This is a genomic window from Streptomyces sp. NPDC059740 (assembly GCF_042733155.1).
Classification (GTDB): domain Bacteria; phylum Actinomycetota; class Actinomycetes; order Streptomycetales; family Streptomycetaceae; genus Streptomyces.
This window is the reverse complement of the sequence record NZ_JBHWGP010000005.1, coordinates 225,613-251,063: the sequence shown is the minus strand read 5'-3', so window position 1 is coordinate 251,063 and position 25,451 is coordinate 225,613. Positions and strand designations below refer to the sequence as shown.

Below are 25,451 nucleotides of genomic sequence, written 5' to 3'. Positions count from 1 at the left end.
GCAGGGTAGCTGTGGCGCCGTGCGTCCACGGCGCCGTTGGCGAATGCCTCTGCCCCGCGGTGCCCTGGGGCTCGGCCGTGGTGTGTCCGCCTATGGGAGCGCTGGGGATCACTGAGGAGATGAGCGCCGCCCGAGGAGGACAGGCACCTGTGCGTGTCCGTTGGAGATGAAGGACGGGAACGGGCGGAGCTGCTGCTTCTCCACCGCCAGTCGCATGTGCGGGAATTCTGCAAAGAGCGCTGACAGAGCGATGCGTGCTTCGAGTCGCGCCAGCTCCGCCCCGAGGCACAGGTGGGCGCCGTGGCCGAAGGCGAGGTGGTCGGTGCGCAGGCGTGTGACGTCGAAGTCGTCCGGGGCGTCGTGGGTGCCGGGATCACGTCCGGCGGCGGCGTAGTTGATGGCGATGGCGTCGCCGGCTGTGAAGGTGAGGCCGCTGGGTGCGTCGTACACGTCTTGGACGGCGAAGCGCAGGATGATCGTCGCAATGGGTGCCTGGTGCCGCAAGGTCTCCTCGACGACCTGAGCCCATGGAACGGTCCCTCGACGGACGAGGGCGAGCTGGTGCTGGTGGGTCAGCAAGTTCACGGTCGCGTGGTCCAGGAGGTTGACCGTCGTTTCGTGGCCGGCCCCGATGAGCAGCATGAAACTGTCGGCGAGTTCCTGCTCGGTCAGTGTTCCGCTGTCCTTGGCGGCGATGAGCGCTGAGGCCACGTCGTCTGCGGGCTCAGCGCGCTTGTGCTCGATCAGCTGTCGTATGAGGGCGTACACGGCCTGAGGGGCTTGCACTGCGCGCTCTGGCGGTAGGTCAGTGGCGAAGACGTCTTCGAAAGCGAGGCGGAAAGCGTCGTGCATGTTCAGAGGTACGCCGAGTAGGGCGTTGACCACAAGCAGGGGCAACCGCCAAGCGAAGCGTGCGCGGAAATCAACGACGTCGTCCGGCCCCGAAGTGGCCAGGTCGTCGAGCAGGTCACGCGTGACCGCCTGGATGTGCGGGATGAGAGCTCGGACACGGCGGGGAGTGAATGCTCGTGCCAGCGGTCGTCGGAGGCGTGTGTGCTCGGTCCCGTAGCTGGACAGGGCGTTACGTATGTCCACCCAGGACCGCAGGGGCCAGTTCACGGGGACGTGCCCCTGGGCGTAAGCAGGCCAGTGTCTGTAGGCGTCCTTGGAGATGTCGGGGTGTACGAGGAGTCGCCGTATGAGCTGTGGGTCGGTCACTGACCAGGCGGGCAGGCCGTGCAGCAGCACCTGTGCAGCCGGCCCCTCAGCTCGTAGCCGCTTGGCTTCGCCGTGGATGTCCGCTCCGGAGACGTCCAGGCGGTACGGGCAGGTCTGCTCGGGAGTGAGTGTCATTCGTCGGCGTCCTTCCGCCTCGTGTCGTGCCGTTGGGGGTTGAGGTGCGCAGTTGGGAACAGTCCGATTGCCGCTCAGCGAGACGCGAGGCTGCGCGAGCGTTTTCTGCGGCCGGGGTGGGAGGTTCTGCGACGCTGCTCCAGCCAGAGGCCTTGGCTACCGCCGCGAACGCTTCCCGGCACTCGCGCAGCGGTGATGGCGTCGGCTCGCCGGCAGGGACGGTGCGATGCATCGGGTGGCGTCGGTGACCGTCCTGCGGACGCTCAGTGGTCCGCGGTGTGGCGTGCTCTGCTCGCCGTAGCCTCGCTCCCACCGACTGCGCGGTGGCTTTTCCGGCCCTTCCGCGAGTTTTCCTCCGCACCACCACAGCTCCGTCTCCACTCGTGGTGGCAGTGCTCTGTGCTCGCCTTTGTCCGCGGGGACCCCGCGTATGTGTCACCGGTGCCCTCCAGGTCTAACCAGGCAACTATGTCCAAGAACCATAAAAAATTCAATGGACTATTATCTTCTGGGGAGTGCTGGCGACGACTTGGCAAGGGGCGGTTGACGGGAACACCCTCCGCCTTGCGGCCATGGCGTCATGCCTGGCTGCCTGGCTGCCTGGCGTCCGCGTCGCCAGTCGCCTCCGGCGACGCAGGGGCGGGGGAGCGCGTCTGCGGGTTCTGGTGCAGGCGGACGGTCGGGGCGGGGGTTGCCTCCAGTCGGCGGTGGCTGGGCCCCGGTCCGCAGGCCCTGGCCGCGGACGGTGGTGACGGGGGCGCCGTGGGCGACCAGCCGGACGCTGACCGGCGCAGCATGGGCAGGTAAGGCAGTGGAAGTCGGTAACTTTCCGATTTTCGGCCGGTATCCGACCATGGGTGGACCACCGGCCGGTGCCATACTGGCCGCCCTCCACAGGAGAGGGCGCCCGGGCCGATGCGGGGGTGGTTCGTGCCTGCACGTCGTCGCCGTCCCAACGAGTTGCTCGGACGACTGCTGGCCGAGGCGGACATGAGCGCCGCGGAACTGGCCAGAAGCGTCAATCGTCTGGCGGCCACAGCCGGAGTGCGGTTGACCTACGACCGCACCGCAGTCGCCCACTGGGTCGCCGGTTCCCGGCCCCGGCCCTTCGTCGCCCAGCTGGTGGCCGAGGTTCTGACGCGCAGGACCGGTCGGCTGGTCAGCGTGGGGGAGACGGGGCTCGCGCAGGACGGAGGGGCGGAGTTCTCCGGGGGCACCGAGCGGGAGGACCCCGCGCGCGGTCTCGTCGCCCTGGCGCGGCTGGACGTCCAACCCGCCCGGCGAGCCGGGTTGCAGGCGGCCGTGTTCCGGGAGGCTGAGGTGCCGGGGCGCTTCGCCGGGCGCCCCGGCCCGATCGGCCGGCCCGGAGCAGTCGCCCGGGCCGGCAGTGCCGACGTGGACAGGGTCCGGTTCTTCGTCGACCAGTTCCACGGCAACTGGGCCCGGTTCGGCGGCGGGCATGCCCGTGCGTCCCTGGCCTCCTACCTGGCCGACGACATCGGACGCCTGCTCGCGCTGCCGGCGTCGCGCCACACACGCTCAGCCCTCCTCTCGGCCACCGGTCAACTGGCCCATCTCCTGGGCAACATGACCGCAGACGCGGGCCTCCACGGTCTCGCGCAGCGGTACTACCGTTTGGCGCTCGGGACGGCCGCCGAGGCCCGGGACCGCAGGACGGCTGCGGTCACCCTGCGCGCGATGAGCCTGCAGGCCGTCCGGGTGCACTCGCTCGGCCATGCGGTCGACCTCGCCGACTCGGCGGTCTCAGCGATCGGCAGGTCGGACGACGGCGACCTGCGGGCGTTCGTGCTCGCCCAACGTGCCTACGTCAGGGCACTGGCATCGGAACGGCGCGGGGCCCGCCAGGATCTGCAGGCGGCCGAACGGCACCTGGGGCGTCCCTCCGCTGAGGAGGGGCTCTTCGCCGGTTACCCGGTCGCGGGGTTCGCCTACCGGAAGGGACGAACACTCCACCGGCTCGGGGACACCCCACCGGCTCTGGAGGCCCTGCGGTACGCGGTCACCGACCGGCTCGAGCACGAACACCGGGTGAGGGCCCTCAGCCGGGCACGCCTGGCCCTGATCCTGCTGGGTCAGGGCGCCGTCGAGGAGGCCTGCGCACACGGCCGCCTCTTCGCCGAGGAGTACCCGCAGGTGCGGTCCCACCGCTCGACGCTGCTCCTGAAGGAGCTGCAGGCCCGGCTCACGCCGTTCCGGCGCGTTCCGGAGGTGTCCGTCCTGCTGCGCGAGGTGTCGGCCCTCGTCAGGTACGCGGCGGCGGTCCGGTAGGGGACTGGGCGTCGAGGGTGCTCTCGACCGCCCTGCTCGCGGACTTCCGGCGCGGGACCGCACGGGGGGCGGCCCGGCGGGCTTCGCCGGCCGGGCAGGATCCGTCGGTCCGGTGGTGGGCTTCGTCGGGCCGGGTCGCGCGCCGGGCGAGGGCGGCCACATGGTCGAACAGGGGATCGTTCATACGGTCACTGTCGAGGTGGCGGCGGTCACCGGCACGGTGTGGGCTGCCGTCCGGGTGAGTGGTCGCGGCGCGGCTGCCACAGGCGGGCGAGGACGTTCTCGGCGGCCCCGGCCGTGGCGGGTCCCCTGCACTGTTCAACACGTTCACGCTCTCCCGTGCCGCGGGCAGGCGTGCGGCGCCCGGTCCGGGGGAGCCGGATGTCGACCGTTCGCTCCTGCGGTAGTCGCCTCACCGGGGCCGCCGCGGCCGCTGGAGCCAGCGCGGGCCCTCGACGTCCCGGAGCGGATGGCGAAGAGCGGCCCTGCCGGGCGGCCACCCGGGACTGCCCGCACCCCGAGCAGTCCGCATCGGACGAAGGGAGAGTGTCCCCTGTGCCGGACCACGCCACAGACCCAGCGGGGCGCGAAACCGGAGCAGCCCCGGCCGCCGGGCCCCTGACCGGTGAGGAACTGCTGACCACGACCCGGTCCGTGCGCAGACGGCTCGACTTCGAGCGCCCGGTCGACACCGGCCTGGTCCGTGAAGCTCTGGCAACGGCGCTGCAGGCCCCCAACGGCTCGAACGACCAGCCATGGCAGTGGGTCGTGGTGACCGACCGCGACCGCAGGCGCCGGCTGGCCGACTGCTACAGGTCCGCGGCCCGCCCTTATCTGGAGGCGATGAAGGCCCAGGCGGCCGAGGACCCCGACCGAAGGGGGGTGTGGCAGGCGTCGGTTCACCTCGCGGAGCACCTGCACCGCGTCCCCGTCCTCGTGGTGCCCTGCCTGAGCGTCACTCCCGGGCAGTTCGAGGAGAGGTTCGCGCGGATGGGGTTCTCCGGGCCGCTGGAGCACGTGGCGCACTCGGTCTACTACGGCTCGATCTGGCCGGCGATGTGGAGCCTGATGCTCGCGCTGCGGCTGCGCGGGCTGGCCTGCGCGGTCACGGCCCTGCACCTGGCCCGCGACCGTCAGGCGGCGGACGTCCTCCAGCTGCCGGACGACGTCACCCAGGCCGGTCTCCTGGCCGTGGCCCACCCGAGGGGCGACTCCTTCCGCCCGGCACCCCGCAGGACCGTGCAGGAGGTCTGGCACCAGGACCGATGGTGACGCCGGACCAGCCGCGGTCGCACCGCACCGACCACCGCACGCGCGAGAGAAAGGACGACCATGGTCGAGCAGGACAGGCCACTGGGGAGCGAGGTCTCCCCGCCTGACACAACGATAGGGGTCGACGGGCCCCACGCCTCCGCCCGGCGCCTCATCCTGCGAGAGCTCGACGCGCTGCTGGCGCACATCGACGAGGACGCCTGCACCCGACTCGTCGCGGAACTCCGCGAGGCCGCGCGGATCTTCGTGACGGGGGCCGGCCGCTCGGGCCTGTCCGCGGCGGCGTTCGCCATGCGGCTCATGCACCTCGGGCTGGACGCCCATGTGGCCGGCGACGTCACCGCTCCCGCCATCGGCTCCGACGACCTGCTGCTGGTGTGCAGCGGATCGGGTGAGACCCCCACAGCGGTCCTGATGGCGGAGAACGCCGCCCGGCACGGCGCCAGGACGGTCGCGGTGACGGCGAACGCCGGCTCCCGGCTGTCCCGCAGGGCCGACCTGGTGGTCCACCTGGCCGAGTACAGCCAGGACCACGAGCCCGGCGGCTCCCGCCAGTTCGTCGGCACGCTCTTCGAGCAGGGCGCCCTGCTGTTCCTCGACTCGGTGGTCCTCGTGTACCAGCTGGAGTACCAGGTCGATCCGCAGGAGATGCTCGCCCGCCACACCAACCTCGAGTAGCCGGAACAGGCAGGTAAACGCGCATGACGACACCCGTCTCACTGACCAGCACCAAGATGAACCTGGGCCGGCGGCAGACCGAGGAGTGGATCAACGACGTGATCCTGCCCCGGGCCGACGCCCTGGGCCGGCTGCGCTTCTGCGTCTGCCTGCCCCACCCGCTCCTCGACCTCGGCAGCCGTCTGCTGGAGGGGACCGGGATCAGCGTCGGGGCGCAGAACGCCTGGTTCGACTCGGGGGCGGTCACCGGAGAAGTCTCGGCCGACCTGCTGGCCGAGAGCGGCTGCACCCACGTCATGGTCGGACACGCCGAACGGCGCCGTCTGTTCGCCGAGGACGACCGACTCGTCGGGCGCAAGGCCCGGGCCGTCGCCCTCGCCGGCCTGGTACCCGTCATCTGCGTCGGTGAGGACCGGCACCTCGGCCCCGAGGAGACCGCGGCCCACATCCACCAGCAGACCACGACCGCGCTGCACCCCGTGCCCACCGGCAGCCCGGCCGTCGTTCTCTACGAGCCCGCTTGGGCCATCGGAGCCGGCCGGGGCGCCGACCCCGGCCATGCCGCCACCGTGCTGGACACCCTGCACCGGGCGGCATCCGCACACCCCGGCACCCGCATGATCTACGGCGGGGCCGTCGTACCGGGGACCTACTCCTCGCTGCGCCGTCTGGCCCCGTGGGACGGAGTGGCGCTGGGACGTGCCGCGAGGGACGCCCGGATGCTCGACGACGTGCTCGGCGAACTCCTGCCGCCGGCCGCCGCATCGCACTCGGACACGGATGGCAGTGACTGAGGGGCCACCACGGCTGCGGCACCGCTGCCGGACGGTGCGGTCCGGCAGCCGCGCGGCGAGCACGTCGTCCGCAGCGTGCAGCACGGAGGTGCCGGACGGTGACCGGTCGCCCAAAACCGAGCACCGACGCGCGGGTTGGGGCCCGTTTCCGCCCGGTGCGTGGGACAGGAACGCGAGGGACCGGTGGCGGGAGGCACCCGCCACCGGTCCGTGCACACCGCCGCAGGGCGGCCTGCGTAAGGGGTCCTTGCCATATGCCTGCCCGGGCCGCGTGGTCTGGCACCGCACCTCGCGGCGTTGCCGAAAAGCCCTGGTAGCTCCGCTACGAGGACTCTCCGGCGCCTTGCGATGCACGGCACCAGACCACGCGACCTCATCGGACGCTCATATCGCAAGGACCCCTAAGAGCGGTCAGGTCAGCCGGCGAAGGCCGCCGTCCCGTTCGGGGTGCCCAGACCGGTCGGGCCGTCGTAGCCGGAGGCGGCCTTGCAGAGGTAGGACGGGGAGCAGCTGCCGTTGGAGCCGCTGGTAACGTCGTTGAGCGAGGAGGTGTGCGCGTACGGGAAGGACGCCGGGGTGGAGCCGGAGGACGGGGTGCCGGCGAGTGCGTACACCGAGGCGATGAAGGGGGCCGAGGCGCTGGTGCCGCCGAAGACCATCCAGCCGGTGCCGGGGCTGTAGGAGTCGTAGACGGCGACGCCGGTGTTGGGGTCGGCCACCGAGGAGACGTCCGCGACGGTCCGCCGCGAGCAGCCGGTGTCCTTCTGCCAGCTGGGCTTGGCGTCGTACGCCGAGCAGCCCGAACCCGCGCCGCTCCACACGGTGTCGGTCCAGCCGCGGGTGGTGGAGGAGGTCCTCAGCGAGGTGCCGCCGACGGCGGTGACGTACTTGGAGGCCGCCGGGTACTCGACGCCGTACCCCGCGTCACCGGAGCTGACGGTGATGGCGACGCCGGGGTGGTTGAAGTAGCTGCTGTCGTAGGAGGTGTCCGAGGAGGACTCCCCGCCGCCGTAGCTGTTGGAGACGTACTTCGCGCCGAGCGAGACGGCCGTGTTCACCGACTTGCCGAGGTTGGCCATGGTGGGCGAGTTGGCTTCGACCAGCAGGATCTTGCAGTTGGGGCAGGCGGCGCTGACCATGTCGAGGTCGAGCGATATCTCCTCGGCCCACCCGCCGTCGGCGCTGGGCAGCGAGGAGGTGCCGGACTGGCCCACCTTCTTGAAGCATCCGTTGGCGGTGGTGCACGCCGGCAGGCCGTACTGCGCGCGGTAGGTCGCCAGGTCGGACTCGGCCTTCGGGTCGTCGTAGGCGTCGACGATGGCGACCGTGCGGCCCGAACCGGCCGAGCCGGACGGGAGGTTGTAGGCCGCCTGAAGCGAGGACGGCCCGTAGCCGGACGGAGCGGCGGCCAGGCCGAGGTCGCGCTCGGCGTTCGCCGAGAGCGGGGTGCCCGAGGTGACGTGCAGGGCGTTGCAGGCCATGTAGTCCTTCTTGACCGGCTCGGCACAGGAGCGGGCGTAGGTCACACCCGAGTGCCCGGCGCCCTTGGTGGGGGCGTTCGCCGCCGTGCCCGAGGGTGCGGAGACGGCGAATGCGGCGGTGGCGAGTGCGGCCACAGCCGTCAGGGAGAGGGATCTGCGCAAGGTGTTCCTCCGGAAAGGGGATGAAACTGAGACCGTGCGGGATCGTGGTGCACCCCGGGCCGCATGGTGCGCGGCCGGAGCGGCCACAACCTAGAGTTGCCGGGTTCACGTCAACAAGATGGCCAGGCTGGTCTGTACCAGTGCTTTGCCGACGGGGACAGTCCATGGGAGATCCGTGGCCCAACCCATACCGGTTGGGGGGTGTTCCGAGGCGGACGGTGCCTCTCGGGCGTGAAGTCTCCTCCGCTCACCACCCGGGCCGGTCCGTCCCGGCCGCTGTGCCGTGGACGGGCGTTGGGCCGGAAGAGGGCGTCGGGTGCCACCCGCGCCTGCTTGCTGGGCGTGACCGCGGCGGACTACGGGAAGAGCCCGGGCGGCGCCCGCTGGACGAGGCCGGGGCGGGCCGGTGGAGCCCCTTCAGGACATCGTTGTCACCTGCGGGGCGTGAGGTATTGACGTCGCCTGCCGTCCCGCCAAGGATGCACGCCAGTGATGCCCGGGCCCGCCTTCGGGCCCGCACCCGTACGCCGGCAGACCGGTGCCCGCGCCAGCCCTGCGCAGGCCACGGTCGGCACGGCCCTTCCCCCCACCCGGAGTGCCCATGCACCTCAGAACACGACGCACCCTCGCCCTGCTCGCCACCACCACGGCGGCGGCACTTGCCTGCCTGTTCGGACCGGCGGGGGCGGCCGGCGCCGCGCCCGCGACGACCGCGGCACACCACGTCGTCGCCTACTACCAGACCCAGTACAGTGGGGGAGGCTACGTCTCGCCGAAGCCGCTCGCGGGCACGGCCACCGACATCGACGTCGCCGCCCTCCACCTCAACGGCGACGGCAGCGTCCATCTCAACGACGACCCGCCCTCCGACCCGAAGTTCGACCAGATGTGGAGCGACCTTGCCGCGCTCCAGTCTTCCGGCACGCGGGTCGAGGCGATGCTGGGAGGCGCGGGGCGGGGCTCCTACGCCAACCTCCACAACGACTTCGACAGGTACTACGGGCCGCTCCGCGACACGCTCAGGGAGCACCACTTCGACGGCGTGGACCTCGACATCGAGGAGACCTTCTCCCTCGCCGACACCGAACACCTCATCAACCAGTTGCGTGCCGACTTCGGAGCGGGCTTCACCATCACCATGGCCCCCGTGGCCAGTGACCTCTCCGGCGGGTCGGCCTTCTCCGGCGGCTTCAGCTACCGGCAGCTGGAGCAGGAGGTCGGTGGGAGCGTCAGCTGGTACAACGCGCAGTTCTACTGCGGGTGGGGCGACCTCGGCGGCACTTCCGGCTACGACGCCATCCTCGGCAACGGCTTCTCCGCCTCCCGGGTGGTGACGGGAGCAGTGACCAACCCCGGCACCTGCGGCGGATACGTCGAGCCGGGGACCCTCGCCGGCACGGTGCGGCAACTGGTCTCCGCACACCCGGACTTCGCCGGGGTGGCCGGCTGGGAGTACTTCAACGCCGTCGGCGTGGACGGCGGGGGACCCGCGAGCTGGTACGCCAACCTCAAGAACGCCATGGGCTGACGCCCTGCCGGGCCCCTCGCGGGCAAGGCCGCCGGCCTGCGGCGCCCGACGCGTGAGCGGCCGCCATGGCAGGGAATCGGAGGCCGGGCATGACAAAGGGCCCGTCGCGACGGGGGATGCGCGACGGGCCCAGGACCAGTCTTGCACAAGCGGTGTCACTTCCGCATCAGCTCAGCGCGAAGGCGTACGACATCAGCCGGTTTGCGGCGTGTTGGACCTCCGGCGCGCGAGGTGCGGGAGGGGGCAAGCCCCCGCGTCCACTCCCCCGTGGCGGACGCGGGGGAGCTTCTGCGTGTGCCGGCCGCCCGCCCCGGCGGACAGCGTGCGCACGAAGCCGTCGGCCCGGCGACGAGAATTGACGCCCGACTCGGCTCCCCTGATGCGACATCGGCGAACAGCACGGGCCGGCTGCGCGGCGACACCTGAGGTGCGGTGTCCGCTGCCCAGTATCCTGTTGCTGTTCCTGTCGCTGCGCGTCACCGCGGTCGGGTGGCCCCGAGGGGTCCGTCGTGCGGTGGGGCGCGCGAGACACGGTCCGTGCCGACGTCACCACACACGGTTCCGCGCCTCGCGGGTGATCCTGCCTGGTACACCTCAACGTGTCAACTAAAGTACACACGGAGAGGCAGGACGGGCTGGAGAGGTCAGGAAGCAGTCGTGTGCGGTCGGGGGCCGGGGGGCAGCGGAGCCATGATCGGCCACCGGGAGTGAGCAGCCGCCGCACACCGCTGGGGGAGAAGCTCAAGGCCCTCATGGCCGGCCGGCGCGACGAGAACGGCAGGGCGCACACCTCGCGGTCGCTGTCCGCCTCGGTCGAGGCGCTCGCGGGCGAGCACGCGTCCGTCTCGCACGCCGCCATCGCCAAACTGGCCAACGGATCCCAGGACAACCCGACGGTGGGCACCGTCGTCGCTCTGTGCGAGGCGTTGGGAGGCGTCCCGCCCGCCTACCTGCTGCCGCACGAGAGCTACGAGGACCTGGCGGCGCTGGAGGCGTTCGAGGACCCTCTGGCGCGACGCGTCCTGGTTCTCCTGGCCGGGTTGCCCCGCAGCGAGCTGGACGAGGTGATCACCGCCCTCGAGGGGCGGCGAGCCGCCCTCGGGCTGCCGGCCGCACCGGAGGGTGAGACCGCCGCGGCCCCCGGCAGGCGGCGACGGCGGCGGAGCAGGGACGAGACCGCGGAGTACGCGGCCGATTCACTGGAAGGGCTCTAGATGAGCGTGGACGGAATGGTCTTCGGAACGTGCAGCGTGGCCGGCTTGCTGGTCACCGCTGCGTGCACGCGCAGAGCGGTGGGCAACCCCAGGGTGTCGACCTGGTCCATCGCCGTCGCCTTCGGTGTCTGCACCCTGGGCGTCCTGTGTGCGGTGCCCGTGGTCGCCGAGGCGGTGGCGCAGGCCACGGGAGTGGCGAACGCGGGCAAGCTGGTGGCCCACACCTGCGCCATACTCTGGTGCGCGGCGCTGCAGATCACCATGGTCGACCTGGCCTACCGGCCCGAGTACCTGCGCGCCGCGCTGATCCAGCGGGCACTTGCCGCCGCAGTGGAACTCGCCATCATGATCCCCCTGTTCCTCGCGACGAACGGCCCCGGCATCGAGTTCACCACCGCCTACGCCGAGGACCCCAGGGTCGCCGGCTACCTGCTCCTCTACCTCTCCTACGTACTGGTCACCTGCGGTGAGCTCGCCTTCATGTGCGGCAGGACCGCGCGCCGCAACCGGGGTACCCGCCCCTGGAGCGCAGCCGGGTTCACCCTGTCCTCCGTCGCCGCGGCCCTGGGCGTGGCCTACGCCTTCTCCAAGGGCTCGTACATCGTCCTCTACGCCCTGCACTCTCCCTGGCCGCTCTCCACGGAGGAGGTGGTCAGCCCGCTGCTGAGCGGGCTGGCGGTGCTGTTCCTCTTCTCCGGCCTGACCCTGCCCATGATCGGTGGCCTGCGGCAACGCCGGCGCCCGGGGAGGGCCAGCGGCGAGAGCTGACGGCCACGCCGGGGCTTCCCCCCGGTGACGCGCGCGTCAGCAGGCAGGGGCAGTCCGCCCGTAGCGCACTTCCAGCGCGGCGAGGCCCCGGGCGCGCATCGAAGCACGCCACCGCACCTCGGAGTCGGCGAGTTCGAGGTGGGCGAACCGTTCGAGCAGTGCGGTCAGGGCGATCTCGGTCTCCGCCCTCGCCAGTGGTGCGCCCAGGCAGTAGTGGATGCCGTGGCCGAGCGCCAGGTGACCGGCGGCGTCCCGGTCGATGTCCAGCCGCTCCGGGTCGGGGAAGCGTGCCGGGTCACGGTTGGCGGCGGACAGGGAGAGCAGGACGGTCTCTCCGGCCGGAATCCGGACCCCGCCGATCGCCACCTCCTGGCGGGGGAACCTGCGGATCGCCAGCAGCGCCGGGCCCTCGTAGCGCGCCAGCTCCTCGACGGCGGCGGGCACACGTGCCGGCTCACGCCGCAGCGCCGCCAGCTGCTCGGGGTGGTGCAGCAGTGCCCAGACCGCGTTCCCGATCAGCTGAACGGTGTTCTCGTAGCCGGCGAACAGGATGAGGAAGGCCAGGGACATCAGCTCGTCCTCGCTGAGCCGGTCGTCCTCGGCGTCGCGCACCTGGATGAGGTCGGAGAGCAGGTCGTGCGCCGGCCGGCGCCGTTTGTGGGCCAGGAGGTCCGCCAGGAAGCCCAGCAGGGACCCGACAGCCTCCTTCGCCGCGGCGGGGCGGCTCGGGTCGGGGGAGATCAGGGTGTCCGTCCAGGCGCGGAAGTCACGGCGGTGGCTGCTCGGGACGCCCAGCAGTTCGCAGATCACGGAGATGGGCAGCGGCGCGGCGTAGGCGCTGACCAGATCCGTCGTCCCCGCCTCGCCGAGGTCGCGGAGGAGCTGGTCTGCGGTGGCCCTGATCGGCCCGCGCAACTCCTCCACCCGCCGGGTCGTGAAGGCCTTGCCCACCAGGCGCCGCAGCCGGGTGTGGTCCGGTGGGTCCATGTTCAGGAGGTTCGCGTCCAGGGCCGGAGGGAGCCCCAGGCCACGGTAGTTGCCCTCCCTCGCGTGCGCCTTGTCCAGGGACAGCCGCGGGTCGGCCAACGCGGCCCGGACGTCCTCGTAGCGGGTGACGAGCCACGCCGGTTGCCCGTCGGTGCCGGTGACACGGTGGGCGGGAGCGTCCTCGCGCAGGCGCGCGTACACGTCGTACGGGCGGGAGAGAATTTCCTCGGCAAGATCCATACGCCAAGCCTAGGCAGTGCTTCAAAGTCCCGCCCGTCCGGCGGCGCCTGGCACGCACGTTCGCCGCGTTGTCGGTCCTCGGCGCAGCCCGCTGCGCTCTCCCCCCTCCGCCTTGCGACCGCACGCACCGGACACCGCCGGGCCCGCCCTTCGGACGAACGACGCCACTGTGAAGCACTGCCTAGGCACTGCCTAGGACGGCCGGTCCGCGGTCCGGCGGGAGACCGGCGCCGGCCTCGGGGAAGCGGCGCCTCCGCGAGGCCGGACGCGACTCTGGTCGTGGACGGCCCGGACGCCGCTTCCCACCAGGTCGGACGAGGGGCCCGGCGCGGGCGGTGGCGGGGAGCTGCGGCCGGTGGGCAGGTGCTGGTCCTCCTCGCGGAGCCGGCCGGTCGCCCAGACGCTCACCAGACCGGTCAGCGCGAGGTAGCCGCAGGCCCACCACGGACTGCCCGAACCCAGGGCCAGGAGAGCGGTCATGACCAACGGGGTGATGCCGGAGGCGAAGATGCCCGACACCTGGTAGACGAACGACATGCCGGTGTACCGGACCGGTGTGGCGAACAGTCCGGCGAACAGGGTGCCCTGAGCGCCGTAGAACCAGGAGTGCACGATCCCCAGGGTCACCACGAGCGCCGCCGCGAACACCCAGGCCCCACCGGCACCGAAGAGCCAGAACGCGGGGAAGACGGAGACCGTGAAGGCAGCCATGCCCGTGCGGTAGACCCTGCCGGCCCCGCTGCGGTCGACCGCGGCCCCGGCCACCGGTATCAGTACGGCCATCACGAGCGCCGCAGCCGTGACCGCCAGCAGTACCGCAGTGCGGTCCAGCCGCAACGTCCCGGTCGCGTAGGTGAGGGCGAACACCCCCCAGGTGTTGAAGGCTGCTCCCTCCCCCCACCGCGCGAGCATTCCGAGGACGAGGTGGCGGCGGGTGGCCGGCTCCCTGACCAGTTCCACCAGCGGTGCGGAACGGGCCAGTTCCCGGAGGCGGCGTGCGGCTCGGAAGGCCGGGGTCTCCTCGATCCTCAGGCGGACGGCCAGCCCGACCACGACGAGCAGCAGACTGACGAGAAACGCGATCCGCCATCCGTACGCGAGGAAGGCCGCAGCGCCGAGCGCGTCGTTCAGCAACGCGAACACCCCGGTGCCCAGGGCCAGTCCGAGGGCCAGTCCGATCTGAGGGTAGCTGCCGAACCGGCCCTTGCGGCCCGGTGGCCCGTACTCCACGGCCAGCAGCACCGCCCCGGCCCACTCTCCGCCCAGGGCCACCCCCTGCGTGATCCGCAGCACCAGGAGCAGCGCGGGGGAGAGGAGGCCGACCTGCTGGTAGGTGGGCAGCAGTCCGATGAGGGCGGTGGAGACGCCCATCAGCCCCATCGTGAAGGCCAGGGTGCGTTTCCGGCCGATCCGGTCTCCGACGTGCCCGAAGAGCAGGCCGCCCACGGGGCGGGCCAGGAAGCCCACGGCGAACGTCGCGAACGCCAGCATCGTGCCGACCGTGCCGTCGGCCGTGGGGAAGAACAGCCTGTCGAAGACCAGCCCGGCGGCCGTGCTGTAGAGGAAGAAGTCGTACCACTCCACGGTGGTGCCGAGCAGACTGGCGAGTACCACCGTCCTCAGGCGTCCCGGGTCCGGAGCACCCGGGACGGGCTCGGGCGCCTCGTGCGGTGCCTGCAAGGGCACGGGCGCCGCGCTCATCGGGCGGCGAACGGCACGATGCCGGCCTCGGCGGTGGCGGGGGCAGCCGGGTGCTGCCACAGCCCGCGCTTCTCCAGCACCGGCAGCACCCCCTCGCCGAACCAGTACGCCTCCTCCAGGTGCGGCACCCCCGAGAGGACGAACTCCTCGATGCCGAGCCGGTGGTACTCCTCGATCAGGTCGGCGACCTCCGAGTGGCTGCCCACCAGCGCGGTCCCGGCACCACCGCGGACCAGCCCGACACCTGCCCACAGGTGCGGATAGATCTCCAGGTTGTCGGTCTTCCCGCTGTGGTGCAGCTCGCGCATCCGCCGTTGCCCCTCGGACTCGCTGGTCGCCAGCCCCTGCTGCACGGCCTTGATGCGTTCCGGGTCCATGGCGGCGAGCAGCCGCTCCGCCTCGGCCCACGCCTGCGCGGAGGTGTCCCGGGAGATGGTGTGCAGACGGATGCCGAACCGCACCTCGCGGCCCTGCGCGGCGGCCAGTGAACGCACCCAGTCGATCTTCTGCTTCACCTGCTGCGGTGGCTCGCCCCACGTCAGGTACACGTCGGTGTACCGCGCCGCCACCTCGCCGGCCGCGGGGGAGGAGCCACCGAAGTAGATCCGCGGCGCGGGCTCCGGGAGACGGTTCAACCTGGCCCCCGCCACCCGCAGATGGTCGCCGTCGTGGTCCACCGTCTCGCCGGCCCACAGACGCCGCACGATGTCCAGGAACTCCCCGGTCCGGGCGTACCGCTGGGCCTTGTCGAGGAAGTCGCCGTACGCCCGCTGCTCGGCGGACTCGCCGCCCGTGACGACGTTGAGCAGCAACCGTCCGTGTGACTGGCGCTGGTAGGTGGCGGCCATCTGCGCCGAGAGCGTCGGGCTGATCTGACCGGGGCGGAAGGCGACCAGGAACTTCAGTCGTTCGGTGACCTGGGTGAGCATCGCCGTGGTCAGCCAGGCGTCCTCGCACCAGGCGCCCGTGGGGGTGAGCGCCCCGACGAAGCCGAGCTGTTCCGCGGTGCGGGCGATCTGGCCGAGGTACTCGACGGAGGCCGGTCGGTCCCCGCCTGCGGTGCCGGGCGTGGAACCGTGGCCGCCGCCGACGATGTGCCGGCTGTCGCCGGTCGTGGGAAGGAACCAGTGGAAGGTGAGACGGGCAGACATGAGGGCTCCGGGGGATGCGGAGGGCGGCGTGCCGGACGTGCCCGTCCGCAGAGGGCGTACGGGCACGGCGCAGCGGCCCGACAGGCGCGTTCAGGTACGCGTCGGGGCACGCGGGGACACGGGGGGGGGAAGAAGGCTGCGGCGTGGGGTGCGACGGCGCGGCGGCCGGGGCTCAGGGCCCTACGGCGCCGAGGGGCCGGCAGGCGTCAGTGGCGACAGGTCGCGCTGGACTGGCGACACAGGTCGACGTGCAGGCGCCCCACGAGGAAGTCGGCGGCAGCGGTCATGCATGGCATTGTGCGGGAGCCGACGCCCTCGGCTCAAGTTCTGCGCGGTCACTGTTTCAGCACCTGAGACGGCTGCTGCCTCGGACGGCATCGCGACGGGATGACAAGGAGCGGTCGCCCGGCGGCCGTTCGGGAACGGCTGCGGCACCCGGCCGCGGGCGAAGCGGGGCGGACCGGGCCGCACGTGCGGGCGTCCGGCACGTACGCGTCCGCGGGGCCGGGCGCCCTGGGCGCCCTCATGCCCGCCCGGTCCCACCGCTCCTCACCGGCCCCGGCGCGGCCGGTGAGGAGCGGCCCCCTCCCTCGTGCTCCGTACCGTCCGGTGGAGTCAGCGGGCGACCGGTCGCAGGTGCACGGGCAGGGCCTGGTGTCCGTTGCTGATCAGCGAGGCGAACGGCGCCAACTCCTCGGCGGGCACGGCGAGTTCCATCTCGGGGAACCGCTCGAAGAGCAGGCGCAGGGCGGTGGCGACCTCCAGGCGGGCCAGTGCGGCGCCGAGGCAGAAGTGCACGCCGTGACCGAAGGCGAGGTGCTCCTTGGTCGGCCGGGTCAGGTCGAAGCGGTCGGTGGTCGGGCCGTGCCAGTCGGGGTGGCGGTTGGCCGCGGCGTAGGAGGCGAGAATCGCCTCGCCCTTGGCGATGGTCTGCCCGTCGGGCAGGGGGATGTCCTCAAGGGCGTAGCGCAGCGGCAGGTGTTTGACCGCGGGCTCGTGCCGCAGCGTCTCCTCCACCACGTCACTCCAGTCGGCACGGCCGGCACGGAGGTGGGCGAGCTGCTCGGGGTCGGTCAGCAGGGCGGCGATGGCCTGGTCGATCACGTTGACGGTCGTCTCGTACCCGGCGCTGATCATCAGCAGCAGCGTGTCGCGGAGCTCCTCGTCGCTGAGTCCGCTGCCGTCGCCTTCCTCGTCGCGGGCGGCGATGAGCGCGGAGGTCAGATCCTCCCCCGGCTCGGCGCGCTTGGCGGCGATCAGCTCGTCGAGGTCCTGGTAGACGGCGGTGGTGTTCGCGGCGGCCTGCTCGGCTGTGAGGGTCGTGTCGAAGATGCCGTCGACCTGGGCACGGAAGCCCTCACGCCGGCTTTCCGGCACACCCATGAGCTGACCGATGACCGTGATCGGCAGGGGGTAGGCGAGCTGTTCGCGCAGGTCGACGCTCTCCCCGGCGGGCCGGGCGTCGAGGCCGTCGAGGATGCCGGTGACGACCGCTTCGACGGCGGGGCGCATGGCCTCGATGCGCCGGGCGCTGAACGCGGGCGTGACCAGGCGGCGCAGCCTGCGGTGGTCACCCCCGTAGGCGGTGAACATGCTGCTCGCCGCGATCCACAGGGCGAGCGGCCAGGTGGTGACCGTCTGGGCGTACGCGGGCCAGTGGGCGCTGCCGTCCTTGGAGACCTGCGGGCTGGTGAGGAGCTGTTTGAGGAGGTTGGGCTCGGTGACGGACCAGGCGGTCACGCCGAGGATGTCCACCAGGGTGGCGGGCCCGCGGGCGCGCAGGGCCTCGTGCTCGGCGTGGTGGTCGGAGCCGGTGGGGTCCAGGACGAGTACGGGCTGCTCGGGCACGGGGGCTCCTTCGACGGGGGCGGGGGAGAGGTGACGCGCGGAACCGCGTCCGGGAGGAACAGGCCGGGGAGCCGGCGCAGTTCCTGGTCGGGACTTCGGTGTGCCTCTCCGGGGCTGTCTGGCGGATCGGGTGGCTGCACGGCCCGCGCGGGGCGGTACACCGTGCCGGTGGGCCCTGTCGGCGGTGACGGGGACTTGGGTTCGGGACCGGCATCGTTGTTCGACGGGTCACGGAGATCATGTCCGGTCCACGGGCGGGGAGCAAGGCGTCCTGGGGGCGTGCTGGTCAACCCGGCGGGTGGGGCGGGCGTCGGTCCGGGGAGGTGGTGACGGGAGAGCAGGAGGCTCCCGCAGGACGAGGGCGATGCCGCCCAGCGCACCGCCTCGGCGGGAGCGGCCAGCCGGGTGTTGTCGTCGAGCGCTACCGGGACGCCGAACCGCTCCCGGAGCAGGTGTGTGAGGTCCTCTTCACTCCGTGCGCGCCCCCCGGCCCCGGCGCTGCACGTAGAGGCGGTTGCCTTCCGGCCCGGTCCACTCCAGCCGCACGACCCCGGGCACCGCGGAGTCCGCGAGACGCGACGGGGCGGACCAGTAGCCGAAGTTCGGGTTGCGGAAGAACGTGGCCCACAGCCGGCCGAGGTGGTCCACGAAGAAGTTGTTGTGGCCGGCACCGACCCCCGCGGTCCACCGCTCGGAGTACGGCCCCTCGAAGGAGTCCGAGACGGCGCAGACCGCGTCGTACTGGTATTGCACCCGGCCCTCGCCCGGCGGGTCGTAGGCGTTCCGCGGGCTGCCGTCCGACGCGATCGACGTGCGGTCCCAGGCGGCCTGGACCAGGTAGTACCTGCCGCCGTACCGGAACACGTAGGCGCCTTCGAGGTACGGCTCGGGCGAGTAGGGCGTCTGCCGGAACCTCGGCAGGTTCGTGGTGGTGGTGAGGTCCTCCATGTCGTCCCGGAACTTCGCGTACAGGTCGTTGTGCAGCACCAGCCAGGCGTCGTCCCCCTCGCTGTAGAGGCCGCCGTCGATGTGGTGGTAGGCACCGGGCTCGACGAAGTCCGGGCCCCCGGCGACCGGGTCGCCGAAGGGTTTGTCGAGGCTGCCCCGGACGAGTCGGTACGGGCCCTCCACCCCGCCCTCGCTGACCAGCATGAACGAGCCGACCTTCCGGGAGTGGTCGCCCATGCACGCGACGATGTACCAGGTGCCGCGGAAGTAGTGCACTTCCGGAGCCCAGACCTGGCCGCGCTTGCCGAACTCCTCGTCGTGCCAGTACTCCTGCCAGGGGGCGACGACGGTGCGCCCGGGCCTGTTCTCGCCGGCGAACTCGGGGGACCACACCTTGCCCCGCTCGGCGCCGGGCCGGATGCCGGTGGTGTCGGCCAGTTTCCACGGGCCCCGCAGCGACCGGGCCACCCACACGAAGATGCCGTCGTTCCACGGGGCCGCCGCTTCCAGCTCCGGCACCCGGGTCGTCCCGGTGGCCACGTACAGCGGACGGCCTTCGACCTCGAAGCAGTTGACGTAGGTGTCCCGCATCCAGACCCGGCCGCGTGCCCGGTCACGCGGTCGCAACTCCAGGGGCAGTACGAAGGAGTTGTCCGCACGCGGCCACAGGTCCGCCCGGACGTCCGCAAGGCCGTAGGGTTCCAGGCCGGGGTGGTTCGAGGGGTACCTTCCGCGCCGGGCGGTCGCCGCCTGCGCGGCCTGCGCGGTGGTGGCGGGGAGAGCCGCCGCCACCCCCAGGGAGCCGGCGACACCCGCCAGCAAGGACCGCCGGCCCAGTGGCGAGCGGTTCTCCGCGCTGTGCTCAAAAGGGTTCACTGCTCACGTCCTTCGTCGTCGACCAGGACACCGGCGCCCTGCGCGCCAGGACCGGCGGTGGTGGAGCGGGGAAGCTGCGGCGCACGCGCGTCGTGCCGGCGGCCCGGTGGGCGCGACGGCGGCGACCGCCCGGGCAGGTCGGTGGACGCCGGCCCCGGGTGCGGGCCCGGGGCGGGATCAAGGAGCTCCCCGTGCCCTGGCCGCACGTTCCGGAGCCGCGTCCCGGGTGGGCATGCCGTACAGCATGCGAAGGCCCGCTGATTTTCGTCAACACCGCGGAAAAAATAATCCGGAGTATGCGGTGGGGAGGCTGCCCTGAGGCGGGGTCAGGGACCCTCACCGGGAGTCGTCGGTTCGCGACCTGTTCACCGGGCGCTGCCCGCGACGGCTTCACGCAGACGGGCGGCGGCAAGGCGAGGAGCCGGCTGCACAGGGCGAAGGCCGTGCAGATGACGATCGATGCCGGGTGGGGCCCGGTCCCGGAGTGACGCCCGACGGCCGGACGGCCCCTCGTCCGGCGGCGGGGCGTGCGAGGTGGTCGGTACCGCCAGGGCGACCACCGGCGCGGCGGCAAGGAACCCCACCGCGCTGCCGAGGACCTTGGCCGCCGGTGACCACCAGCCGGGGCCCGACCCGGTCGACCAGCCGGCCGACGGCCGTCGGCACCCGGCAGGGTCGGTGTGGTGGCGACACTGACGAGCACGCCGATCGCCGACAGGCCCAGCCCGGTGACCCGGAGGAAGTCCGGCATCGACAGCGGGAGACACCTGCCGGTGCCCAGTGAGTCCACCGCCGCCGGCAGCGGCCACCCCCTGCGCCGGCTACGCCCCGTGCCGCCGCCCGTGCCGTCACGCGCTCCCGATCCCGCCCGGGCACCCGTCGGCCGACCGCTCGTCCTCCCTCGGCCGGCGGCGGCCGTCATGTGGCTCACGGGCCCCTTGCGAGGGACGGCGAGGACGGGCCGCGGGCGGGCGGGTGAGGGCCCCGGAGGTGACGGAACAGGCAGGAGCGGCGTCCGGCGTCGTCGGCGGACGGCCTGCGTGGCAGGCGCCGGTGGGCGGTGGGGCGCGGTGTCACAAGCCAGGGGGCCCGGCAGGACACAGGTCCCGTCCACCGCGCGGCCGGGGAGTGTCTACGCGGCGAGCGGCTCGCCGGGCCGGGTGCTCTCCTGCCGGTCGGCGCAGTACGTCCGCAGCAGGTCGTCGGCGACGGCGAGGGCGCGGTCGACGGTGGGTGTGCCGGTCATGACGCACAGGTCGTGGGAGGCTTCCGCGAGAGCGTGGGCCGTCTGCTCCGTCGGGTGGAGGTCGTGGGCGAAGCGGACCTCGGCGAACCGTGCCAGGGCGGTCCTCAGTCTCTTCTCTGCGGGCAGCAGCACACCAGATCCTCTCTTCGGGGCGCGACGCATCGGCCGGGCCCTGCCAGGTTGTCAAGGCGCCGCGAACCCGGCAGGGCGGGCTGCCGCACCTGCGCCGCTCGCTCGACCACGGCGTGCCGTGACGCCGAGTCGCGCCTTTCCTGCTGACCTGCCCAGTTCGTCGTCGTTCATGCCTGGCGAAAACGGCGGACCGTGTGTGCCCGGTCACGCGGTGCTGTCCGTGCCCCCGGCCGTTGGCTCCTCGGGGGCGGCCCGGGGGAGCCGTTCAGGCCGAGGGCGGGGCGCTCGGGCCCGGCGAGGTCCGGAGGGAGCAGGAGTTGACGAGGTCACCGTGGGCGGGGCGGGCGACGACGTGGTCGGCGGGCGGCCAGGAGCCCTCTTCCACCCACCGCGTGAGAGTGGTGAACGCGTCCCGGTAGCAGGGCAGGATCGGACGGAGTCGGTCCGGGTGGCTGTCGTAGAGGCCGTCGGTGTGGGTGCCGTCCTGGACGGTGTACGTGCGGTGCAGCCGGCCGCGCCCCTGCGCGTCGACCATGCGGGCGTACACGTCGGCGTCGGTCGCGATCGGCAACAGCGCGTCGAGGTCGCCCTGCAAAGTGAGGAGCGGCCTGCCGATCCGGCCGGTCAGTGCCACGCGGGAGACGGCCCGGTGGACGGCGGCCGGGCGGGAGGGGTAGTCGTACGCGGCGTCCGAGGGGCAGGGTGCCAGGATCTCCTCGGTCGTCGTACCCGCCGTGCGGCCGGGGCACTTGGGGTCGTAGGCCGGGTCGAACTCGGCGCGGTAGGCCTTCTGCGTGAGTCCCCAGTACGCCTTCTCGTGATAGGGCCACAGGAACTCCGAACCCCGGGCGAATCCCACTGCGTAGAGGTCCGTTGCGTCGGCCCGCCCCTCGCCGTAGGCCACGGCGGTCGGCAGCGAGGTGAGCAGGTTGGGACCGTTCGCCGTCCACAGGGTGCCCTCCCAGTCGACGCCCCCGTCGTACAGCTCCGGATGGTTCTCCAGCTGCCAGCGCGTCAGGTAGCCCGAGTTGGAGACACCCGTCATGTAGGTGCGGCGCGGAGCCCGGCCGTAGCGGCGCGCCACCACGGCTCTGGCGGCGCGGGTGAGCTGGGTGGTGCGCGTGTTCCACTCCGCGACGGCGTCGCCCGGCCGGTGTCCGTCCCGGTAGAAGTCGGGCCCGGTGTTGCCCTTGTCGGTTGCCGCGTAGGCGTATCCGTCGGCGAGGACACGGTCGGAGACGGCGGCGTCCAGGGAGTACTGCTTGCGGTTCCCGGGGGAGGCGGCCACCACCAGGCCGCCGTTCCAGTGGTCGGGCAGCCGGATGACGAACTGGGCGTCGTGGTCCCAGCCGTGGGTGGTGTTCGTGCGGGAGTCGTCGGGGAAGTACCCGTCGATCTGGCTACCGGGAACGCCGGTCGGGTTCCGGGTGCCCGTTGCGGTCAGCCCGGCCTGGTCGGCGGTGTCGGTGTACCCGGTGCCGGCCGTCCCGGCCGTCGTCAGGTCGGCCAGGCACGCCTCCTGTTGGAACCGTGCCCCCGGGACGCGCACGCTCTCCCGGCCTCCGCAGCCTCCGTCGGGGACCGCCGCCGCGGGTGTCCGGGGCACGGCGACGACCAGCGCCACGGTGATGCCGAGCAGCAACGGACCGGTTCTCGGCTTGCGCACTGAGGGCCTCCAGGGTCGGGACGGAGGGCCCATCGTCGCCGCGCGCCCGCGCAGCGCCCATGGGACGGGAACACATGGAAGGCCGGCCGCTCGTGTGGGGAGGGGCCATCCGGCGCACGAGACCCGGCGTTCCCGGACTGACGCGCCGTCTGCCGTCTGCCGCCCACCGGCGGTGTGCAGGGGTGGGCACGTGCGGGAGGTGGCTTCTCCCGGCTCTTGCTCGGTTGAGCAAACACCGCTACCTTCTTGCTCATGCAAGCAAAATCCAGCTCGGCCAAGCAAAGGGGGCGGAGTGCCTCCTTCACGGAGAAGGGGCGTCGCGCCCAGATCGTCGCCTCGGCGATCGAGGTCATCGCCGAGGTCGGGTACCACCGGGCCTCCTTCGCGAAGATCGCGGAGCACGCGGGGCTGAGCAGCACCGGGATGATCTCCTACCACTTCGACGGACGCGGCGACCTGATGCGCGAGGTCGTCACCGAGGTGCTGCGGATCGCTGACGGGTACGTCCGTCCCCGCATCGAGGCCCACCAGAGCTACGCGGCCCGCCTGCGTGCCTCCATCGAGGGCAACCTGGACCTGTTCGCCGATTACCCGAAGCACCTCGCGGCGATCGTCGAGGTCCTCGGCAACCTCCGCGGCGGTGACCCCGGCATGGTCGCCTTCCTCGACGTGACGGAGGCGAACCTCGCCACCCAGGTGGAGCAACTGCGCAAGGCCCAACGTGCGGGCGAGTTCGGCGACTTCGACCCGTGGGTGATGATGCGGGCGATCAGGGCCGCCATCGACGACGTGGTGCGCCGCGCCTCCCACGACCCCGGCCTCGACGTCCGCGCCGCCGGCCGGGAGCTGGCGGACCTCTTCGACCGCGCCACCAGAAGCACGACATGACCACAACAGACACGGGGGAACGCAGCATGTCGACTCACCAGGCACCGGGGACCGACCCCGGCGGCACCACCGACTCCGGCGAGGTCGCCGCGGCCGACCGGCTCCGGCGCACCAAGGCGCTGCGCCGACGGCTCCTCGCGCAGCTCTTCTTCGAACTCGTCCTGCCCCTCGGGTCCTACTACGGGCTCCGCGCACTCGGCGCCGGCCAGTGGCTCTCGATGGTCGCCGGCGGTGTGCTGCTGCTGCCGTGGATCGGCTACGGCATCGTGCGCCGGCGACGTGTGGAGGCGATGGCCCTCTTCACGCTGAGCCTGGTGGTGGCCGCCACCCTGCTGTCCCTGGTCAGCGGAAGCCCCCGGGTGCTGATGGTCCGGGACAGCTGGATGACCGCGGCGATCGGGCTCTGGGTGCTGGGCACACTGCTCACCCGGCGTCCGTTCATGATGACCGCCTCGCGGGGCGTCGTCATCGCGAAGGTCGGCGAGGCCGGGCTGGTCGCCTGGGAGGCGCAGTGGGACGCCGATCCGGCGTTCCGGCACCACCTGCGGTTCATCACGGCGGTGTGGGGGGCGGGCTTCCTGCTGGACGCGGTCCTGCGGGTGGTACTGGCGTACACGATCCCGGTGGACGCCTTCCCGCTGACCAGTGCCGTGCTCTGGCTGGTGGTGCTCGGAGGCCTGTTCGCCTTCCACAACACCTACATCACCCGTCACGGCCTGAAGCTGTAGTGGCAGCCGTGGCCGCCGAGGTCGAGGTACTGATCGCGGGGGCGGGCCCGACCGGCCTGCTGCTCGCCAACGAACTGGGCCTGGCCGGGGTGGGGACGGCCGTCGTCGAGCGGCTGCCCCACCGCACGGGCCAGTCCAAGGCCCTCAACCTGCAACCGCGCACCGCCGAGGTACTGGACTGCCGCGGCTGGCTGGAGCCGGTGGCGGGCCGGTCCCTGGCCCTCCTTCCCGCCGGCCACTTCGCCGGACTGCCCCTCCACTACGGGGCCCTGGACACCGCGTTCCCCCACCAGGTGGGCATACCGCAGGCCCGCGTCGAGGAGTTCCTGGAGGACCGGCTGGCCGGGTTCGGCGTCCCGGTGCTGCGCGGCCGGGAGGTCACCTCGTTCCGGCAGGACCGGGACGGCGTCACCGCGACCCTCCTCGGCCCGGACGGTGCCGAGCGCACCGTCCGGGCCGGCTACCTGGTGGGCGCGGACGGCGGTCACAGCACCGTGCGGCGCGTCCTGGGGGTGCCCTTCCCGGGGCGGGACGGGCGGATCGGCATGGCCGTCGCCGACGTCGAACTCGCCGACCCGGCTGCCGGGGCCGAGGTGCCCGCCGAGTCCTGGCGGCTGCCGGACCTCACCCCCGACCCGGCGGGCCTGGCCTTCCTGCTCCCGCTCGGCGACGGCGTGCACCGGCTGATTCTGGGCGGGCCCGAGCAGCAGGGCGTCGCCCGGGACGTCCCGGTCTCCGGGGACGAGGTGCGCGCGGCACTGGCCCGGCTCCCGGGCCCGCCGCGTGAACTGCGCGCCGTGCGCTGGGCGTCCCGCTTCACCGACACCAGCCGGCAGGCCGAACGCTATGCCGAGGGGCGGGTGCTGCTGGCCGGCGACGCCGCCCACGTCCACGCGCCCGCCGGCGGGCAGGGGCTCAACCTCGGTATGCAGGACGCCTTCAACCTGGGCTGGAAACTCGCCGCAGTGGCCGGCGGACGGGCGCCGGAGGGGTTGTTGGCCACCTATCACGCCGAGCGCCATCCGGTCGGCGCCCGCGTGCTGGCCAACACCCGGGCCCAGGTGGCGCTGACGCTTCCCGACCCGGATGCGGTGGCGGTGCGCGAGCTGCTCGCCGAGCTGCTCACCGCCCCGGAGGCCAACCGGCAGGTCGCCGCCATGATCGCCGGGACGGACATCCGCTACCCGATGCCCGGCGCCCCGGACCACCCGCTGCTGGGAGCACGGCTGCCCGGCCTGCGGCTGCCGTCCGGCCGTGGAGCTCTGCTGGCCGCCGGCACCTCAGCGGTCGCCACCGCGGTCGAGGGCTGGACGGACCGGGTGGACCGTCGCGAGGGCGGGGCAGCGGCCGAGGCGGGTGAGGCGCTGCTGGTCCGCCCGGACGGGCACGTCAGCTGGGCCGGCCGGGACGAGGACGCCGAGGGCCTGCGGGCCGCCCTCTCCCGCTGGTTCGGCGCTCCGCGCGGCCCCGGTACCCGACGGCAGCGGTGACGCACCGGCCG

The 25,451-nt window shown here is 72.5% G+C and carries 21 protein-coding genes; 10 read left to right on the top strand and 11 right to left on the bottom strand.

Annotated features, from left to right (window positions below):
• Positions 1-108: 108 nt before the first annotated feature.
• Entirely contained in the window at positions 109-1,353 is a 1,245-nt protein-coding gene (locus tag ACFV3R_RS09420; protein ID WP_385578141.1) for a cytochrome P450, read from the bottom strand.
• Between the two features lie 930 nt (positions 1,354-2,283).
• Here ACFV3R_RS09420 and ACFV3R_RS09415 point away from each other — a divergent pair.
• Positions 2,284-3,642, top strand: coding sequence for a hypothetical protein (locus ACFV3R_RS09415; protein ID WP_385578139.1), 1,359 nt, complete (start codon positions 2,284-2,286; stop codon positions 3,640-3,642).
• Here ACFV3R_RS09415 and ACFV3R_RS09410 read toward each other — a convergent pair.
• Positions 3,617-3,826, bottom strand: a complete 210-nt coding sequence (locus ACFV3R_RS09410) for a hypothetical protein (RefSeq protein WP_385578136.1) — start codon at positions 3,824-3,826, stop codon at positions 3,617-3,619. The genes ACFV3R_RS09415 and ACFV3R_RS09410 overlap by 26 nt on opposite strands.
• Before the next feature lie 470 nt (positions 3,827-4,296).
• Here ACFV3R_RS09410 and ACFV3R_RS09405 point away from each other — a divergent pair, with 470 nt between their 5' ends.
• Genes ACFV3R_RS09405 through ACFV3R_RS09395 form a run of 3 tightly spaced genes read left to right on the top strand, consistent with a single transcriptional unit; the run spans position 4,297 to position 6,386 of the window.
• The gene (locus ACFV3R_RS09405; RefSeq protein WP_385578133.1) at positions 4,297-4,914 is read left to right on the top strand and encodes a nitroreductase family protein; all 618 of its coding nucleotides are present in this window, start codon (positions 4,297-4,299) and stop codon (positions 4,912-4,914) included.
• A 60-nt stretch (positions 4,915-4,974) separates the two neighbouring features.
• Positions 4,975-5,592, top strand: coding sequence for a 6-phospho-3-hexuloisomerase (gene hxlB / locus ACFV3R_RS09400; protein ID WP_385578130.1), 618 nt, complete (start codon positions 4,975-4,977; stop codon positions 5,590-5,592).
• A gap of 23 nt (positions 5,593-5,615) precedes the next feature.
• A complete protein-coding gene (locus tag ACFV3R_RS09395; protein WP_385578127.1) occupies positions 5,616-6,386 on the top strand; it encodes a triose-phosphate isomerase family protein in 771 nt (256 codons plus the stop codon).
• 416 nt (positions 6,387-6,802) lie between these two features.
• Here ACFV3R_RS09395 and ACFV3R_RS09390 read toward each other — a convergent pair whose 3' ends face one another.
• On the bottom strand, positions 6,803-8,029 hold the full coding sequence (locus ACFV3R_RS09390) for a peptidase S8 (protein WP_385578124.1): 1,227 nt from the start codon (positions 8,027-8,029) through the stop codon (positions 6,803-6,805).
• A 601-nt stretch (positions 8,030-8,630) separates the two neighbouring features.
• Between ACFV3R_RS09390 and ACFV3R_RS09385 the strand changes: the two genes are divergently transcribed.
• The 3 genes from ACFV3R_RS09385 to ACFV3R_RS09375 all read left to right on the top strand — a co-directional run bounded on the left by ACFV3R_RS09385 (position 8,631) and on the right by ACFV3R_RS09375 (position 11,539).
• Positions 8,631-9,557, top strand: a complete 927-nt coding sequence (locus ACFV3R_RS09385) for a glycosyl hydrolase family 18 protein (protein WP_385578121.1) — start codon at positions 8,631-8,633, stop codon at positions 9,555-9,557.
• A gap of 707 nt (positions 9,558-10,264) precedes the next feature.
• A complete protein-coding gene (locus ACFV3R_RS09380; protein WP_385578119.1) occupies positions 10,265-10,771 on the top strand; it encodes a helix-turn-helix domain-containing protein in 507 nt (168 codons plus the stop codon).
• Complete coding sequence (locus ACFV3R_RS09375; protein WP_385578116.1) at positions 10,772-11,539, top strand: hypothetical protein; 768 nt, start codon at positions 10,772-10,774, stop codon at positions 11,537-11,539.
• A gap of 36 nt (positions 11,540-11,575) precedes the next feature.
• Here ACFV3R_RS09375 and ACFV3R_RS09370 read toward each other — a convergent pair whose 3' ends face one another.
• The 8 genes from ACFV3R_RS09370 to ACFV3R_RS09335 all read right to left on the bottom strand — a co-directional run bounded on the left by ACFV3R_RS09370 (position 11,576) and on the right by ACFV3R_RS09335 (position 22,334).
• Positions 11,576-12,766 carry a cytochrome P450 gene (locus ACFV3R_RS09370; RefSeq protein WP_385578113.1) on the bottom strand — a complete coding sequence of 397 codons (1,191 nt, stop codon included), beginning with the start codon at positions 12,764-12,766 and terminating at the stop codon, positions 11,576-11,578.
• Positions 12,767-12,958: 192 nt separating this feature from the next.
• A complete protein-coding gene (locus tag ACFV3R_RS09365) occupies positions 12,959-14,452 on the bottom strand; it encodes an MFS transporter (protein WP_385578110.1) in 1,494 nt (497 codons plus the stop codon).
• Between the two features lie 11 nt (positions 14,453-14,463).
• Positions 14,464-15,618 carry an LLM class flavin-dependent oxidoreductase gene (locus ACFV3R_RS09360; protein ID WP_385578107.1) on the bottom strand — a complete coding sequence of 385 codons (1,155 nt, stop codon included), beginning with the start codon at positions 15,616-15,618 and terminating at the stop codon, positions 14,464-14,466.
• 206 nt (positions 15,619-15,824) lie between these two features.
• Positions 15,825-15,905, bottom strand: coding sequence for a putative leader peptide (locus tag ACFV3R_RS09355; protein ID WP_385578284.1), 81 nt, complete (start codon positions 15,903-15,905; stop codon positions 15,825-15,827).
• A 328-nt stretch (positions 15,906-16,233) separates the two neighbouring features.
• On the bottom strand, positions 16,234-17,466 hold the full coding sequence (locus ACFV3R_RS09350; protein ID WP_385578104.1) for a cytochrome P450: 1,233 nt from the start codon (positions 17,464-17,466) through the stop codon (positions 16,234-16,236).
• A 468-nt stretch (positions 17,467-17,934) separates the two neighbouring features.
• Complete coding sequence (locus ACFV3R_RS09345) at positions 17,935-19,290, bottom strand: family 43 glycosylhydrolase (RefSeq protein WP_385578101.1); 1,356 nt, start codon at positions 19,288-19,290, stop codon at positions 17,935-17,937.
• Positions 19,291-20,422: 1,132 nt separating this feature from the next.
• On the bottom strand, positions 20,423-20,668 hold the full coding sequence (locus tag ACFV3R_RS09340; protein WP_385578098.1) for a DUF5133 domain-containing protein: 246 nt from the start codon (positions 20,666-20,668) through the stop codon (positions 20,423-20,425).
• 265 nt (positions 20,669-20,933) lie between these two features.
• Positions 20,934-22,334 carry a tannase/feruloyl esterase family alpha/beta hydrolase gene (locus ACFV3R_RS09335; protein WP_385578095.1) on the bottom strand — a complete coding sequence of 467 codons (1,401 nt, stop codon included), beginning with the start codon at positions 22,332-22,334 and terminating at the stop codon, positions 20,934-20,936.
• Positions 22,335-22,586: 252 nt separating this feature from the next.
• Between ACFV3R_RS09335 and ACFV3R_RS09330 the strand changes: the two genes are divergently transcribed.
• The 3 genes from ACFV3R_RS09330 to ACFV3R_RS09320 are packed head-to-tail and all read left to right on the top strand — an operon-like array spanning position 22,587 to position 25,440.
• Positions 22,587-23,222, top strand: coding sequence for a TetR/AcrR family transcriptional regulator (locus tag ACFV3R_RS09330; protein ID WP_385578092.1), 636 nt, complete (start codon positions 22,587-22,589; stop codon positions 23,220-23,222).
• 26 nt (positions 23,223-23,248) lie between these two features.
• A complete protein-coding gene (locus ACFV3R_RS09325) occupies positions 23,249-23,950 on the top strand; it encodes a VC0807 family protein (RefSeq protein ID WP_385578089.1) in 702 nt (233 codons plus the stop codon).
• On the top strand, positions 23,950-25,440 hold the full coding sequence (locus ACFV3R_RS09320; protein ID WP_385578086.1) for an FAD-dependent monooxygenase: 1,491 nt from the start codon (positions 23,950-23,952) through the stop codon (positions 25,438-25,440). Before ACFV3R_RS09325 ends, ACFV3R_RS09320 begins: the two co-directional genes overlap by 1 nt.
• Positions 25,441-25,451: the final 11 nt, after the last annotated feature.